Annotated in this window: 12 protein-coding genes and 4 pseudogenes; 12 read left to right on the top strand and 4 right to left on the bottom strand. The window is 71.1% G+C overall.

The genetic code is table 11. The features are described 5' to 3' along the window. Nucleotides 1-11 precede the first annotated feature (11 nt). Nucleotides 12-1,235: pseudogene (locus tag GXW83_RS15740) on the top strand (ISL3 family transposase); the annotation flags it as partial. A gap of 55 nt (nt 1,236-1,290) precedes the next feature. Here GXW83_RS15740 and GXW83_RS15745 read toward each other — a convergent pair. After that, the gene (locus tag GXW83_RS15745) at nt 1,291-2,517 is read right to left on the bottom strand and encodes an IS256 family transposase (protein ID WP_182447341.1); all 1,227 of its coding nucleotides are present in this window, start codon (nt 2,515-2,517) and stop codon (nt 1,291-1,293) included. Nucleotides 2,518-3,030: 513 nt separating this feature from the next. Here GXW83_RS15745 and GXW83_RS34100 point away from each other — a divergent pair. Both GXW83_RS34100 and GXW83_RS15755 read left to right on the top strand, forming a co-directional pair. After that, on the top strand, nt 3,031-3,288 hold the full coding sequence (locus tag GXW83_RS34100; protein ID WP_225447014.1) for a hypothetical protein: 258 nt from the start codon (nt 3,031-3,033) through the stop codon (nt 3,286-3,288). 337 nt (nt 3,289-3,625) lie between these two features. Next, complete coding sequence (locus GXW83_RS15755; protein WP_182443697.1) at nt 3,626-4,186, top strand: hypothetical protein; 561 nt, start codon at nt 3,626-3,628, stop codon at nt 4,184-4,186. 230 nt (nt 4,187-4,416) lie between these two features. On the opposite strand, the gene GXW83_RS15760 is transcribed toward GXW83_RS15755, so the two are convergent. After that, nucleotides 4,417-5,400: an Lrp/AsnC family transcriptional regulator gene (locus tag GXW83_RS15760; protein ID WP_225447015.1), complete on the bottom strand. Its 984-nt coding sequence runs from the start codon at nt 5,398-5,400 to the stop codon at nt 4,417-4,419. A 169-nt stretch (nt 5,401-5,569) separates the two neighbouring features. Here GXW83_RS15760 and GXW83_RS15765 point away from each other — a divergent pair, with 169 nt between their 5' ends. The 6 genes and pseudogenes from GXW83_RS15765 to GXW83_RS15790 all read left to right on the top strand — a co-directional run bounded on the left by GXW83_RS15765 (nt 5,570) and on the right by GXW83_RS15790 (nt 10,290). Then, a complete protein-coding gene (locus GXW83_RS15765; protein ID WP_182443699.1) occupies nt 5,570-6,604 on the top strand; it encodes an NADP-dependent oxidoreductase in 1,035 nt (344 codons plus the stop codon). 90 nt (nt 6,605-6,694) lie between these two features. Continuing rightward, a pseudogene (locus GXW83_RS15770) lies at nt 6,695-6,901 on the top strand (SAM-dependent methyltransferase); the annotation flags it as partial. Nucleotides 6,902-7,384: 483 nt separating this feature from the next. Then, nucleotides 7,385-8,650, top strand: a complete 1,266-nt coding sequence (locus GXW83_RS15775; protein ID WP_225447016.1) for an aminotransferase class I/II-fold pyridoxal phosphate-dependent enzyme — start codon at nt 7,385-7,387, stop codon at nt 8,648-8,650. 520 nt (nt 8,651-9,170) lie between these two features. Beyond that, nucleotides 9,171-9,368 (top strand): hypothetical protein, encoded by a 198-nt coding sequence (locus GXW83_RS15780; RefSeq protein ID WP_182443701.1) that lies wholly within the window; start codon nt 9,171-9,173, stop codon nt 9,366-9,368. 11 nt (nt 9,369-9,379) lie between these two features. Next, nucleotides 9,380-9,589: a hypothetical protein gene (locus GXW83_RS15785; RefSeq protein WP_182443702.1), complete on the top strand. Its 210-nt coding sequence runs from the start codon at nt 9,380-9,382 to the stop codon at nt 9,587-9,589. A 227-nt stretch (nt 9,590-9,816) separates the two neighbouring features. Next, entirely contained in the window at nt 9,817-10,290 is a 474-nt protein-coding gene (locus GXW83_RS15790) for a hypothetical protein (RefSeq protein WP_182443703.1), read from the top strand. Here the strand turns inward: GXW83_RS15790 and GXW83_RS15795 are convergent. Next, nucleotides 10,252-11,280, bottom strand: coding sequence for an aldo/keto reductase (locus tag GXW83_RS15795; protein ID WP_182443704.1), 1,029 nt, complete (start codon nt 11,278-11,280; stop codon nt 10,252-10,254). The genes GXW83_RS15790 and GXW83_RS15795 overlap by 39 nt on opposite strands. A 101-nt stretch (nt 11,281-11,381) precedes the next feature. On the opposite strand from GXW83_RS15795, the gene GXW83_RS15800 reads away from it, so the two are divergent. From GXW83_RS15800 to GXW83_RS15810, 3 genes and pseudogenes are all read left to right on the top strand, one after another. Continuing rightward, entirely contained in the window at nt 11,382-12,323 is a 942-nt protein-coding gene (locus GXW83_RS15800) for an AraC family transcriptional regulator (RefSeq protein WP_182443705.1), read from the top strand. Further along, nucleotides 12,320-12,711 (top strand): annotated as a pseudogene (locus GXW83_RS15805) (glycine cleavage system protein H). The gene GXW83_RS15800 and the pseudogene GXW83_RS15805 overlap by 4 nt, the downstream one beginning before the upstream one ends. 139 nt (nt 12,712-12,850) lie before the next feature. Then, complete coding sequence (locus tag GXW83_RS15810) at nt 12,851-13,231, top strand: DUF4265 domain-containing protein (RefSeq protein WP_182443706.1); 381 nt, start codon at nt 12,851-12,853, stop codon at nt 13,229-13,231. Between the two features lie 446 nt (nt 13,232-13,677). Here the strand turns inward: GXW83_RS15810 and GXW83_RS15815 are convergent. Continuing rightward, nucleotides 13,678-13,973, bottom strand: a pseudogene (locus GXW83_RS15815) (muconolactone Delta-isomerase family protein). Nucleotides 13,974-13,990 lie beyond the last annotated feature (17 nt).

Below are 13,990 nucleotides of genomic sequence, written 5' to 3' on the forward strand. Positions count from 1 at the left end.
TTGTGGGTACGGTGTTTTCGGGTCTGTCGGCGCTGGTCATCCAGGATGTGGTGGACGAGGGCCAGTTCATTCGGGTGATGGCGCGGACGCTCGACAGTCCGGTGCCGTGTCCTGTGTGCGGTAGTCCTACGGGGCGGGTGCACGCCGTCCATCGGCGCACTGTGGCGGACGTGCCGGTGGACGGCCGCCGGGTGGTGATCGTGGTCAGGAAGCGACGCCTGGTCTGCCCGGTCCTGCAGTGCCCGCGGCAGACCTTTCGCGAGCAGGTACCGGACCTGCTCCAGCGCTACCAACGCCGCACCAGCCGGCTGACCGCCCAGCTCGGAGCCGTCGTCCGGGAACTGGCAGGCCGTGCCGGCTCCCGGCTCCTGCACCTCTTGGCGACCCCGGCCTCCCGATCCACCGCCTTGCGCCTGCTGCTCCACCTGCCATTGCCCGCCCCGCGAACACCGCGGGTCCTGGGCGTGGACGACTTCGCCCTGCGCCGACGCCACCGCTATGCCACCATCCTCATCGACGCCCAGACCGGCGAGCGCATCGACGTCCTGCCCGACCGCTCCGGCAAGACCCTGACGAACTGGCTTCGCGCGCACCCCGGAGTCGAGGTCGTGTGCCGCGACGGCTCCACCGCCTACGCCGAGGCCATCCGCACCGCGCTGCCCGACGCGGTGCAGGTCAGCGACCGGTGGCACGTGTGGCGAAACCTGTGCGACAAGGTCCTGGCCGAGGCCCGGGGCCACGCCCCCTGTTGGGCCACCTGCAACCCCGCCCTGCCCGGCGGGGTGCGCGAGCAGACCACCCTCGAACGCTGGCACAAGATCCACAACCTCCTGGACCAGGGCGTCGGCCTGCTGGAATGCTCCCGCCGCCTCGATCTCGCGCTGAACACTGTCAAACGCTACGCCCGCAGGCCCCAGCCACCGACCGAACGCATCGTCCCGCGCTACCGACCCACCCTGGTAGACCCCTACCGCGACCACCTGAGCAAGCGCCGCGAACAGGACCCGGCCGTGCCCGTCACCCAGCTCTTCCGCGAGATCAAGGAGCGCGGCTACACCGGCGGCCTCAACCTCCTCTACCGCTACCTGAACCAGGGCCGCGCCGAAGGGCCCCGACCCGTGACCACCCCGCAGCACGCCGCCAGGCTCCTGCTGACCAAACCCGAGAACCTGCGGACCAAGGACACCGAACTGCGGAACCTGATCACCGGCGCCTGCCCTCAGATAGCCGAACTCGGGTCACGTCCTCCGGAGTGGTGTATCGACGGCCACTCGGTGATCCGATTTCAGGCTATGCGGTGAGTGCGGTTGTGCTGGTTTCTTCGAGGGTTTCTCCCTCGATCGGGTGGAGGCGGCAGCGGCCGAGGATCTCGGAGCCGATGTAGCGGCGCTGTTCTGCCCATTCGTCGCTCTGCTCGGCCAGGACGGCGCCGATCAGGCGGATGATCGAGCTGCGGTCGGGGAAGATCCCGACGACGTCGGTGCGACGGCGGATCTCCTTGTTCAGACGCTCCTGCGGGTTGTTCGACCAGATCGACTTCCAGACGGTGCGCGGGAAGGCGGCGAAGGCCAGGAGGTCTTCGCGGGCGTGCTCCAAGTGCTCTGCGGCCTTGGGGAATCGCTCGTCCAGGGCGGCGATGACGGTGGCCATCTGCTGGCGCACGGCCTTCGCGTCGGGCTGTTCGAAGACGGTCCGCAGCAGGGTGGCGACCCAGGGCTGGGCGGACTTCGGGACCTGCGACAGCAGGTTGCGGGCGTAATGCGTTCGGCATCTCTGCCAAGCTGCACCGGGCAGGGTGGCGCCGATCGCGTCCACCAGCCCGGCGTGGGCGTCGCTGACGACGAGCTTGACGCCGGCCAGGCCGCGGGCGACCAGGGAGCGCAGGAAGGCGAGCCAGCCGGCGCCGTCCTCGCTGGTGGCGACGTCCAGGCCCAGGACCTCGCGCTGGCCCTCGTTGTTGACGCCGACCGCGACCAGGCAGTGGACGTTGACGACCCGGCCGCCCTCGCGGACCTTCTGCGTCAGCGCGTCGACCCAGACGAACGTGTAGGGGCCCTGGTCAAGCGGACGGCCCCGGAACTCGGCGACGCGATCGTCCAAGTGCTTGGCCATCTCGAATACTTGGGACTTGGACAGCTGGGTCACGCCCATGCTCTCGGCGAGCTTCTCCACCCGCCTGGTTGAGACGCCGAGGAGGTAGCAGGTGGCGACCACTGAGACCAGGGCCTGCTCGGCCCGGCGCCGGCGCTCCAGCAGCCACGACGGGAAGTAGGACCCTGACCGAACTCTCGGGATGGCCAGGTCGATGGTGCCGGCGCGGGTGTCCCAGTCCCGATGCCGGTAGCCGTTGCGGGAGTTGGTGCGCTCCTCGCCCGGGCGGCCGTATTCGCCGCCGCAGGCGCGGTCGACGTCGGCGGACATCATCGTCTCGGCGAAGGTCTTCACCATCGCGCGCAACAAGTCCGGACTCGCCGAGGCGAGGTTCTCCTCGGCCACGCGGCGGCTGCCCGCTGTCATCAGTCCTGTGTCGGCGGGGTCGACGCGCCCGCGGCAGGCACGCAGGAACTCGCCGAGAGGACTCGTCTTGGTAGGCATGACCTCACCCTATGACCGGCCGTGATCTTCCGGATCTGTCAGATGACCGGGAGGGTTTGCGCGCCCCCGGCCTCTCGACGTGTGGGCTGGCGGCGTCAACCTACGGGTTGACGCCGGGGATCAACCCGGGGTCAACGTGGGGTCCGACGCCCTGGTGCGGTTCCGGGCGGGAAGCTCAGTGTATGACGCTGACCGATTACCTCATCTCCGCCGCGCTGGTCCTGCTGGTCGTCCCGCAGATCCGCGGTACCCGCCAGACGCTGCACAACGCGCTGCTGCCGATGGTCGCGGTGGCCGCTGCCGCCGCCTACTACCTCAAGTCGTTCCCGACCCAGGGGCACGATGTGCAGCTGGACGTTGCGGGGGTGGTGGCCGGCGCGGTGCTGGGCCTGGCGTGCGGGGCGGTTTCTCGGTTGAGTCGCCGATGGTGTGGCGGTGGCCAGGGCGGACGTCGTCGCGGCGGGGCTGTGGATCGTGGGGATGGCCTCCCGGGCGGGCTTCGAGTACTGGGCCACCCACAGCGGTGCCGCGTCGGTGGCCCCATTCGGCCGTGACAACCTGATCACCGGCGCCTCGGCCTGGACCGCCGCGCTGCTGCTGATGGCCCTGGCCCAGGTCCTGTGCCGACTGCTGGCCATCCGCGTGAGGGCGCGTCAGGTCAGCGGCCTGGCGAACGGTTTGGTGACGGCATGACGATCCTGGCGGTCCGCGCCGGCGCGGGAAGGCAGGCCGTGGGGGTGGGTGAGGTGCCCTGGCCTGCACTGTCGGCCTGTCGGCCCCCTATTCTTCAGCGCATGAGCGACCTTCCGGCCGACCAGCCGGCCCCTGCCTCGAGCCGGCTGCCGTGAACGCGACCGCGTCGAAGGCCGCACGTCCGACTCCGTCAAGTGCATAGGCTGAGACAACCCGCCTTCATAACCGGACATTTGACTCTACATCAGACGTGGTGTCCAGCGGTGCCCAGGGTTCTTCTGCTACGCGTATGCATTGGCTCCCACCGGAGCCGCCCCTTGAGCAGGAAGGCTCCACCATGCCTCCACGCAAGGTCCTCTCCGCGCCCCGTGTTCTCGCCGCTGCCGCCGCTGCCGCCGCTGCCGCCGCGGTGGCGGTCCTGTCACCCAGCACGGCCGGTGCCGCCGCCCCGCACTCCCCGGTGCTGACGGTCACCGCGCGGACCGTCCAGCAGGCCCGCGCCGACGTCCACCCGGACACGTTCACGAATTGCACGATCAGCACCAGCGGGGACATCGCGGTGACCCCGGGCACCACCCTGCCGCAGGTAACCAACCTCTGTTCCGGCAGCTACGAGCTGGCCATGCAGAACGACGGCAACCTCGTCATCTACGGGCCCACGGGTGCGGCGCTCTGGTACTCCGGCACGGCGAACCCGGGCACCACCGACGCGATCGGGCAGACCGACGGCAACTTCGTGGTCTACTCGGGCGGCCGGGCCCTGTGGAACGCCGGCACCGGCGGGCACCCGGGGGCCTACACCTGCTTCCAGACCGACGGGAACCTGGTCGTCTACGCGCCCAACAGCTCCGGCACCTACACCTGTCAGGGCTCCGCGCTGTGGGACAGCAACACCTGAGCTGAGGTACGGATCCCCGGCACTCCAGTCGCCCGGGCCGCCGCCTCCGGCACGCGGTCCTGTTTGGAGGCTCAGCAAGCAAGTGCAGTGCGGGAGGGAGGTCTCGCTGGGGTCCCGCCGCCAGGGCGTCGACACCTGACGTCCTGGCGGCGGCAGCACGGGTTCGGCGACGGTCGCGGACTGCTCGACGCGATAGCGGGCCCGTACGCCGGCGTGGCGCTCGGAGCTGGTCAGTGTGTCGCACGCGGCCGGGGGCGGTCGACCGCACCCGCGCGTTTGACGGTCCGGATGATCGGGGCTGTCTCGATGGCGCGAACCCCGGGCAGCGGGCCGATCCGCTCGGCGAGGTAGTCGTACAGAGCGTAGACGTCGGAGCACAGCACCGAGGCGAGCAGGTTGGCCGGGCCGCTGGTGGCGGCGACGAAGGGGACCTCGGCGTGCTGGGCCAGTGCCTGCCCGGCGGCGGCCAGCCGGGCCGGGTCGACGCTGACCCACAGCAGCGCGGCGCCGGTGTACCCCAGGAGCCGGTCCTCGACGTCGACGTCGAAGTACAGTGCTCCGCTCGCGCGCAGGGCGGCGATTCTGCGGCGGACGGTCGTCTCGTGCCAACCGGTTGCCGCCGCCAGTGCGGCGTGTGCGGTGCGGCCGTCCCGGGCCAGCTCGGCCAGCAGGGCCCGGTCGTCCTGGTCCAGATCGACCGGGCCCTGCTGGTCCAGGGGGTCGACGGGCGGCGGCGCGAGCTCGGTGGCCTGCTGTTCGGTCAGCGCCGAGGTGACGCCCTGCCATCCGGTCGGGCCGCCATGGAACGTGTGCAGGACGCAGTGGGCGCTGATGGCGGTGACCGGGCGGGTGGCGGGGAGTTTGTCCAGCAGCAGCGCGTCGCGATTGTGCTCGCTGTCGGCTTGAACCTTGCAGACGACCTCGGTGCCGCCCGAGGCCAGGCGCACCCAGTGGGTGTCGTCGCGTTTGGCGAGCGCCTGCGCGACGGCGCCGGAGCTGCCGGGCACGCACTGCAGCCGGATCACCCACTCCACGTGGCCCAGGCGGCGGGCGTCGAGCTGGGCGAGCACGCGCACCGCGCCCGCCTGGTGCAGGCGCCGGTAGCGGCGGGCGACCGTCTGGTCGGAGACGCCCAGCACGTGGGCGATGCGGCTGAACGGCGCCCGGCCGTCGACGTACAGGGCATGGACGAGCTGGCGGTCGAGGGAATCCACACCTCGCCACAGTACGGGTGTCGAAATCCGGCGCGCAGCCCCGGCTACCTGGAGGCGGCGCGTGGCGTGTTCGAGGCTGGGTTCGGCCGGGCCCGATCGGGCCCGGTGGACGCCCACCGCCCGGGTGGGCGTCCGGCCCAGGTTCCGCCCCACGTCGAGGAGCAACCCCATGCCCGTTCTTCCGCCGACCTGCCGCGAGGTGCGGCTTGCAGCCCGCCCCGAGGGCCTGCCCGGGCCCGAGCATTTCGAGGTCGTCCGGGTCCCCCTGCCCGCGCCGGGGGCAGGTCAGGTACTGGTCTGCAACCGCTTCTTCCGGGTCTCGGCCTCGCTGCGGATGATGATCAGCCAGGGCGCCCAGGACGTTCCGGGCGTACCGTTCCCGGTGCTGAGCCCGGGCGACGTCCTAACCGAGGAGGCGGTCGGCGAGGTGGTCTCGGCCCCCGCCGACAGCGGCCTGCATCCGGGTGACCTGGTCTCCCACCACCGCGGATGGCGCGAGTACGCGGTCCTGGACCCGTCGCAGTGCACACCGCTGGACGCCGGCCTGCCGGACCCGGTCGCGATCCTGGGCCACGGCTGGACCGCGTACGCGGCACTGACCCGAGGGGTGCGTATACGGCCCGGCGACACCGTGTTCGTTTCCGCCGCAAGCAGCGCGATCGGCTCGATGGCCGGGCAGATCGCCCGCCTGCTGGGCGCGGGCCGGGTGGTCGGCAGCACCGGTTCGCCGGGCAAGGCCGAGCGCCTGGTCGGGGAGCTGGGATACGACGCGGCGGTGATCCGCGACGCCCAGGAGCCGCTGACCGCGCAGCTGGCCCGGGCCACGCCGGGAGGCGTGGACGTCTTCCTGGACACCGTCGGCGGCGAGCAGCTGCGCGCGGCCGTAGCGGCCGCCCGTGAGGGGGCGCGTTTCGTCCTGGTCGGAGCCCTGTCCGGGCAATTGGCGGCACGCGGCACCGGCCGCTCGGCCCCGGTCGAGCTGGACACCTTCCAGATCCTGATGAAGAAGATCACCATGCGCGGTTACAGCGCCGACGAGGACCCCCAGGCCCGCCCGGAGTGGAACCAGCGGTTCGGCGCGTGGCTGCGCTCGGGCGAGATCACCTTCCCGCATGTGCGCATCGACGGCATCGAGCGGGCGCCGGGGGCGCTTCTGGACGTCATCCACGGACGCCACCTGGGAACCGTGGTCGTCGAACTGTGACCCCGGGACCGGACGCCGGTCCCGGCGCGCGGGTCATGCGGTGGCGCCGCGGGAGGTCGAGTCACCGGGCGTGGACGTGCTCGGGTCGATGAAGGGCCCCTGGGCAGCCAGCCCGCCCTGAGGGGTCGCTGGCACAGGCCGCTGCACGCAATGACCGGGGCCTTCGCCGCCGCGGGCTTCCGGATGACGGTCGTCAGCGAGTCGGAACTCGATCCGGCCGCCCGCGAGCTGTTCCCCGAGGTGGCGAACAAGTCGCGCTTCCTGGGCTTCCTGTTCTTCGTCCTGCAAGTCGGCTGATCGTCCCAACAGAGCCTGGCGATGCCATGCTTGCTGCGGTCACCGCGATCCTGGTGTCGCCCGGGTTCACGGTGCGCGACAGCCTCAACGACTCCGCGCCGTTGCCGCGCCCGAGGATGCCGAGGTCACCCACGACTTCCCCGGCCACCGTGCCGCCCCGGACCCCGCCGAAGGCACAGCGGGAGGAGGACTGCCCCGGACGCGGCCATCGTCGAAAAGGCCTGGTCCAGTCCAGGCCCTCCTCCCCGGCCCCAGCTCCTGCCGCCGACCTCTTGTCAAAGGCACGTCATTAGTGCGTGGCGGTGGGTCAGGAGTTCGTCAGGGCGCGGGGTGGGTGCTGATCGCGGGCCTAGCGTCACCAGGCAGGGGCGGGAGTGGGTGGTCCGATCGTGGGTTGGACCCTCCCGTCACCGCAGGGAGAAGTGCATCGGGATGACGACGACTGAAGCCGGCAGTGGCAGCGATGTGGCCGAGATTGACATCATGCGTTTCCGCACGGTGGGTGGTGCGGGCCTGCTCACGCGCAACGACCCGTTCCTGGAATGGCAGCGCCGGCGCGCCGAGGCCGGCTTGTGGCCCTACTTCCGGCACTTCGCGACGGCACTGCACCCGCACGCCGTCGTGGTCTCGGAGCGCGGTGAGGTCACCGAGGGCGTCAACTTCGGTGCGCAGGACTACCTCTCGCTCAGCACCCACCCTGCGGTGCGCGAGGCCGCTGTGCGGGCACTGCGCGACTTTGGTCCGATAGCCGCCGGATCACCGGCCCTGGGTGGCGCCACCCCGGCCAGCAAGGCCCTGGAGGCGGGACTGGCCCAGGCTCTGGGCGCCGAGCATGTCGTGCTCTTCCCCACCGGCTGGGCGGCCGGTTTCGGCACCATTCGCTCCCTGATGAACCGCCGCGATCACGTCCTGCTCGACAGGCTCGCCCACGATTCACTGCGCCAGGGGGCTGCAGCCAGCGGGGCCGCGGTCCAGTTCTTCGACCACCTGGACAACGCGGACGTTCGCGCCCGCCTGCACGCGATCCGCTCGACCGACACCGCCAACGCCGTGCTGGTCGTCACCGAGGGCGTCTTCTCCATGGATTCCGATACCCCCCGCCTGGCCGAGCTCCTGGGCCTCTGCCGCGAGTACGACGCCCGGCTGCTGGTCGACGTTGCCCACGACTTCGGGGCGATGGGACAGGACGGGACGGGCCAACTCGGCCTGCAGGGAGTCCTCGACGAGGTCGACCTGGTTGTGGGCGCGTTCTCCAAGTCCTTCGCCACCACCGGCGGGTTCCTGGCTACCCGCTCTGCGTCCGTACGCGAGTTCGTGCGCATGTTCGGCGGACCGCAGACCTTCTCCAGCGCCCTGACCCCCGTCCAGGTCGCCGTTGCCCAAGCCACCCATGACATCATCCGCTCACCCGAAGGCGCCCTGCGCCGCGAGAAGGTCGCCGCCGTCGCCAGGCGACTGCGCGAGGGACTGGCCGCGCGCGGCCACCGCACCATGGGCGACGTCGTCTGCCCCGTGGTGCCGGTTTTCCTCGGCACCACCGCGGTCGGCCGGATCGCCTCTGGCCTGGTCGCCCGCCGCGGCCTGATCACCCACCTCGTCGAACAGCCCGCGGTCGCCTCCGACGCGGCCCGCTTCCGTCTCCAGGCCATGGCCGACCACGCCGAGCAGGACGCCGACCTCGCTGTCGACATCCTGGACACCTGCATCCGCGAAGCACACGAGAGCCGCCCAGTGCCTGCAACCCCGTGAGCCCGTGCGCTCGACGGACCCACACGGGGACAGGTGGACACGGCGAGGTCAGATGGTGTCTCGGGCCAGCGGCGGTGTCCTGAACCGCACCGCACCGCACCGGGTTCCGGAGCGCGGTTCAGGACGTGGCTGCGGACGAGGAGTCCGCCGTCATCTCGCTGACCTGGGCCTCCAGGTCGCAGCACCTCCCCGTCTCCACGTGTTCCTGATCCACCTGGAGACGGGGCAGTGCAGTCCGATGAGTGAGGCGTGCCCGATGCCCGCCAGGCTGTGCGGCTGGAGTACCAGGTGTCGACGAGTTCGCGTACGGTCGGGCAGCACATCGACGACCCGGCCGGCATCGAGCGAGCCGGGACCGCCCCGGTCCCGGCGGCGGAGCTCCGCGCTGGCCGCCTTCCCACTGACGAGTTGCCCGAGGCGCTCCGCTACGCACCTACCCGGTGCTCACAGGTGGCCCTGCCCGGGCCGGCCCGCGCCCCGGGGCAGGCTGCTGATCAGCGCGTATTACAGCGTCCCCGGCATGAAGAGACGACCGTGGGAAACCAGCAGGCGCACAGCTGCCCGCTGGACCGTAGGGCTGCTGCTCATAGTCGGCGGCCTCGGTGCGGCCGCCGTGAACGAGGTCACCGGCTACGACGCCGGCCAGCTCCTCGAACACGGCACCCGGGTGTCCGCGACGGTCAAGCAGGCACCTACGGGAAGAACAGCAACTCCGTAGAGGTCGATTTCATGGACACTCTGGGCGTCGGACAAGACGAATGGATCGACGGCGTCCCGCACCAGTACGGCGTCTCCAGCCGGCTCCCCGTCGTCTACGCCCAGAACGAGCCCTGGACCGCGTCGGCGGTCCCCGCAGCGGAGCAGCAGTCAGGGAAGGACATGGTGTTCGCGGCGATCTTCGGGGCAGCGTTCGTAGGCCTGGGGTTGTTGACGCTGTGACGCGGTGTCCCCAAGGGGCCGGGACTACCTGCCTGGGACACGCCGCCGCCCTTCGTCCTGATTGCCCTGCGACACCGCTCCGGGGTCGTCCGTCCCCCCGGACCTCGACCTGGTGACCGGGGACGACCGCCGCTCGGCCTGTCAGGCGGCCCTCCCCTCGAACGGGCCCAGCCCAGACCCGGGCCTTGACAGCTTGGGCGGCGAACGACCAGACGGACGGACAGCCCATGATCCAGGCAGCCAGCCCGCCCATCATGCCCCTGCTCCCGGTCCGCGACCTCCAGACCGAGGCGTTCGCCGCCGTCGCCCAGGCCGCCGCCGACCACCGCGAGCTGCTCTCCACCGAGCGCTTCGCCGCGCTGCTCCTGCCGACCGGGCGATTGGACAGGCTGGCGCTGCTGTCCGACGCCTGGTTCGGCGAGGTGATCGAGGTGGGCACCTTGGCCGAGCACCTCGGCCGGGTGCGGAGCATGGCCGGGTCCCGGACGCCGCCCTGGACCGCGCCCCTGGCCCACGACATCGAGGGCTCGCTCTGCCCGGTGCGCCGGGCAGAGGCTGAGGCGCGGCGCGGGCAGGAACGGCCCCAGCGCGCAGGCTCCGTCCCGTCCCAGAACCCAGCCGCGTGGTCGACACGAGATTGCTGTCCGCACCGCACTGTGCCGTCACGCCGCGGCGCGTTCGATCGGAGGCCGACGCCGTAGTTCCCGCTGGCGGACGGCCGGAGGCTGGTTGGCCATGTCGAGTGTGCCCGTGTCCGTGCCGGGCGGCACGATGGCGTCGATCTGGTCCAGGACGTCGTCCGAGAGCGTGACCTCGGCTCCCGCGAGCAGATCGTCCAGGTGTGCCATGGTCCGCGGTCCGAGGAGCGCGGATGTGACGCTGGGGTGAGCGAGCACGAAGCCCATGGCCAGATGGGTCAGCGGCATGCCCGCCTCTTCGGCGAGCGGGATGAGCTGTTCGACGACGTCGAGCCGTCGGTCGTCCTTGAGGTGCGAGAAGCCGTACTGCGAGCGGTGCGTCGCGGCCTGCTGGCCCTTCCGGTAGCGCCCGGTCAGCAGCCCACCGCCGAGCGGCGACCAGACCAGGGTGCCCATGCCGAATTCCTCCGCCACCGGGAGCACCTCGCGCTCGATGCCCCGGTTGAGGATCGAGTACACCGGTTGCTCGGTACGCGGCCGGGCGAGGCCGCGCCGCTCGGCGACCCAGTGGGCGCGGACGAGCTCGGAGGCCGGCATGGCCGATGTGCCGAAGGTGCGGATCTTGCCGGCTCGCTGCAGATCGGTGAGAGCCCCGAGCGTTTCCTCGATGTCGGTGTCGGTGTCCGGGCGGTGAATCTGGTAGATGTCCACGTAGTCGGTGTCGAGGCGGCGCAGCGAGTCCTCCAGCGCGCGCACCAGCCAGCACCGGGAGGCGCCCTGGTGGTTCGGATCGTCGCTCATCGGGTTCCGGGCCTTGGTCGCGAACACGACGTCGGCCCTACGGCCCTTCAGTGCCCGGCCGACGATCTCCTCCGACTCGCCGTGCGCGTACATGTCGGCCGTGTCGATGAGGTTGATGCCGGCGTCCAAGGCCCGGTGGATGATGCGGACGCAGTCGTCGTGGTCGGGGTTGCCGAGGGCGCCGAACATCATGGCGCCGAGAGCGTAGGGACTCACCTTGATCCCGGTCTTGCCGAGTCCGCGGTAACGCATGTTCCCTCCTGAGGTCCGTCTGCGGGATGCCACCAGCCTGCCGGGGCGAAGCCGGACGATGAATACTTGAGAGTCCCGTTTTTTTGAGCGAAAGTACGGGTATGGCCCCCGACCGACTCTCCGAAGCACTCGATCTGGTCGAGGTCCGCAGCGTCCTCACCGGCGGCATCGCGGCTCGCGGCGGATGGTGGGGCCGCGGACCGCTCTCCGACCCGGTCAAGTTCTTCGCGCTCGTCAGCGGTCGGGCCCGCCTGACCACCGACGGGGTCGACGAACCGGTCGACCTTGTGACGGGTGACGTGGCGATCCTCACCGGGCGCTCCTGGGTCGCTTTCGAGGCCGGCGCGGAACCCCGCCAGGAGGTGCAGCCGGAATCCGACTTCTCCACCGACCGCTTCGCGTCCGCGGACCGCGACGCTGACGACATCATGATCGGCGGCTGCGTCCGTCTGAACGAGGCCGGAAGCACGCTCCTCCTCGAATCACTGCCGCCACTGGCGCACATCAGGTCGGCCGATGACGACGACCGGCTCCTCGCGGCCCTGCTGCGCCTGTTCGACGAGGCGACCGCGCAGCGGCTCGGCTCGGCCTTCGCGATCCGGCAGTACGGTCAGCTCTTCCTGCTGGAGCTGTTGCGGTCCTATGTCGACCAGTCCGCGCTGCCCTCCGGCTGGCTGCGGCTGCTCGTCGACGAGCGTCTGCGCCCCGCCCTCGACCTGCTGCACGGCCGCCCCGGACGCGCCTGGGGGCTCGAGGAGTTGGCGCGGGCCGCCGCGATGTCCCGGACGACGTTCGCCGAGCGGTTCCGGGAGGCGTCCGGTGTGCCACCCCTGACCTACCTGGGGCGGTGGCGCATGCTGCTCGCCCAGCGCGCGCTTCGGGACGGTGACGCCCGCGTCGCGGCGCTCGCCGAGGAGTTGGGCTACGGCTCGGAGAGCGCCTTCAGCACGGCGTTCAAACGGGTCGTCGGCGAGTCGCCGCTGCGCTACCGCGCCCGCGTGCGACAGGACATCACCGGGCGCGTTCGGACCGAGACGCCATGACGCTCGGCCCCGCCCAGCTTCCTGCGAGGTCCGGCCGATGCGCGCGTCCGCGTGTTGGCTGCGCCGAACATGCGTGGGTGCGCAAGGTCAGCCCGGACAGGGCCAGGGCTGGAATCACGGACCATGCGCAGAGCCAGCTCGGAGACGTCGTTGGCGTGAAGCTCCCGGACGTTGACACGGATGCGGCATCGGGTGCCCCGATGGGCGAGGTCGAGTCCACGAAGGCGGTCTCAGATTCCATACCCCGCTGGGGGGCGAGGCTGCGGCGGTCAACGAGGACCTCACCTCCGTACCGGAGTCGCTCAACACTGATCCCTATGGCGACGGCTGGCTGGTGGAGCTCCAGGTGGCTGGTCGCGGTCCAGCTGCGCCCCGGCACCGCCCTTGAGGCCCTCCGCTCCCGCTGCCTCCCCAGGCGTTTGCCGCGCGGTCGCGGACGGCCCGTCACAGTGGCCGCCCCGCCTACGCCTCCACGCGGAGACGGGCACATCAGACTCCTGGCCGGGCACGGAGAAGACGGCCAGCCGGTGTGTGAGGTGCTGCGTGCCTTGAGGCGTGAGGCGGACCTGTTCGTCCTCGCGGGCAGTCCGGGCCTGGTGCTCGGGTGTGCGGCCGGTGACCTTCTGAGAGTCAGCGACAGCGGCGCGTTCGAGTTCGCGGGCCAGGGCGGGAACGTGTGCGTCCAGGCCTTTCGCGAGGACGGCTTCACCCGCGAACAGTGCGCGGACCTCACGGACTCCGCTGGGCTCCTCGACGGGCACGCGGAAGCGCCGCCGAACTTGCGCTTCATCGTGGTGAAGATCGGACGTTCCGTCGGGCTGGCCGCGATCGAGCAGTGCCTGAACGGTGGGGCTGCGGAGGTCGACGGGGTCGAGTGGTGGTTCGGGAACGTGGATGAGCCGGTCTGACCTGCGACGTCAGCGGGCAGACCACAGCAAGACGCCCGCGATGTACGGCCTGGGCGCTCGGCGCTCGCTGCGGGACCTCGGCATGGCGGAGACGGCCATCCCACGCATCGTCGACGAGGTCCTCGCCAACCCGTACGCCAACCCCGTCGAGGTCACCGAGGAGGACCTGACGGCCCTCCCGCACGCCGCGTGGGCCGGCGAGCCCCCGAAGGCGGCCGGACCACCGGGTGATCGGGGAGGGTCGTCCGACGTCGGACGCGAGGTCAGCTGTTCGGCGGGTCGGGCAGCCGCTCCGTTTCGCTTCCCGAAGGGGAGAGAAGACCGTGCGGCCGGCGAGGAGCCAGCCCCGGCAGGTTCGAGCGCAACGGATTTCCACAGCGGCACGTCGCCGACCACTGAGGTCGGCCACGTGCGGTGCCCCGCAGGGAGCGGGAGCCGCGTGGGGATCAGACCGCGTCGCCGACTGGGTCGTTGGGGTGGGGCTGGAGGGAGGTGACCGTCGAGGTCATCCACGGCCACAGGGGCAGTGTGCGAGCAGCGCCTCGTACAGCTCGGCCTCGTCGGCGGCCCGCCAAAGGCCGATGCTGCGCAGTTCGCCCACGGGGCGCCACAGCCTGACCAGGTGGCCGGCGCGGGCCAGTTTCGTGGCCCGGACGGCTTCGGCCGCGCGCACACGCTCGACCTCGGCCGGGTCGGTGCCCTCGGGCACGGTGGTGGTGAGTTCGACCAGGAACTCTTTCACGGCCTCTCCTTCTGCGG

It is taken from the genome of Streptacidiphilus sp. PB12-B1b, from assembly GCF_014084125.1.
Lineage (GTDB): Bacteria > Actinomycetota > Actinomycetes > Streptomycetales > Streptomycetaceae > Streptacidiphilus.

Coding starts and splice junctions, on each gene's coding strand:
- GXW83_RS15765 (WP_182443699.1), top strand. CDS start 5,570: ATGCCCGTTCTTCCGCCGACCTGCCGCGAGGTGCGGCTTGCAGCCCGC.
- GXW83_RS15785 (WP_182443702.1), top strand. CDS start 9,380: ATGGACACTCTGGGCGTCGGACAAGACGAATGGATCGACGGCGTCCCG.
- GXW83_RS15780 (WP_182443701.1), top strand. CDS start 9,171: ATGAAGAGACGACCGTGGGAAACCAGCAGGCGCACAGCTGCCCGCTGG.
- GXW83_RS15795 (WP_182443704.1), bottom strand. CDS start 11,280: ATGCGTTACCGCGGACTCGGCAAGACCGGGATCAAGGTGAGTCCCTAC.
- GXW83_RS15775 (WP_225447016.1), top strand. CDS start 7,385: ATGCGTTTCCGCACGGTGGGTGGTGCGGGCCTGCTCACGCGCAACGAC.
- GXW83_RS15745 (WP_182447341.1), bottom strand. CDS start 2,517: ATGACAGCGGGCAGCCGCCGCGTGGCCGAGGAGAACCTCGCCTCGGCG.
- GXW83_RS15800 (WP_182443705.1), top strand. CDS start 11,382: ATGGCCCCCGACCGACTCTCCGAAGCACTCGATCTGGTCGAGGTCCGC.
- GXW83_RS15755 (WP_182443697.1), top strand. CDS start 3,626: ATGCCTCCACGCAAGGTCCTCTCCGCGCCCCGTGTTCTCGCCGCTGCC.
- GXW83_RS15790 (WP_182443703.1), top strand. CDS start 9,817: ATGATCCAGGCAGCCAGCCCGCCCATCATGCCCCTGCTCCCGGTCCGC.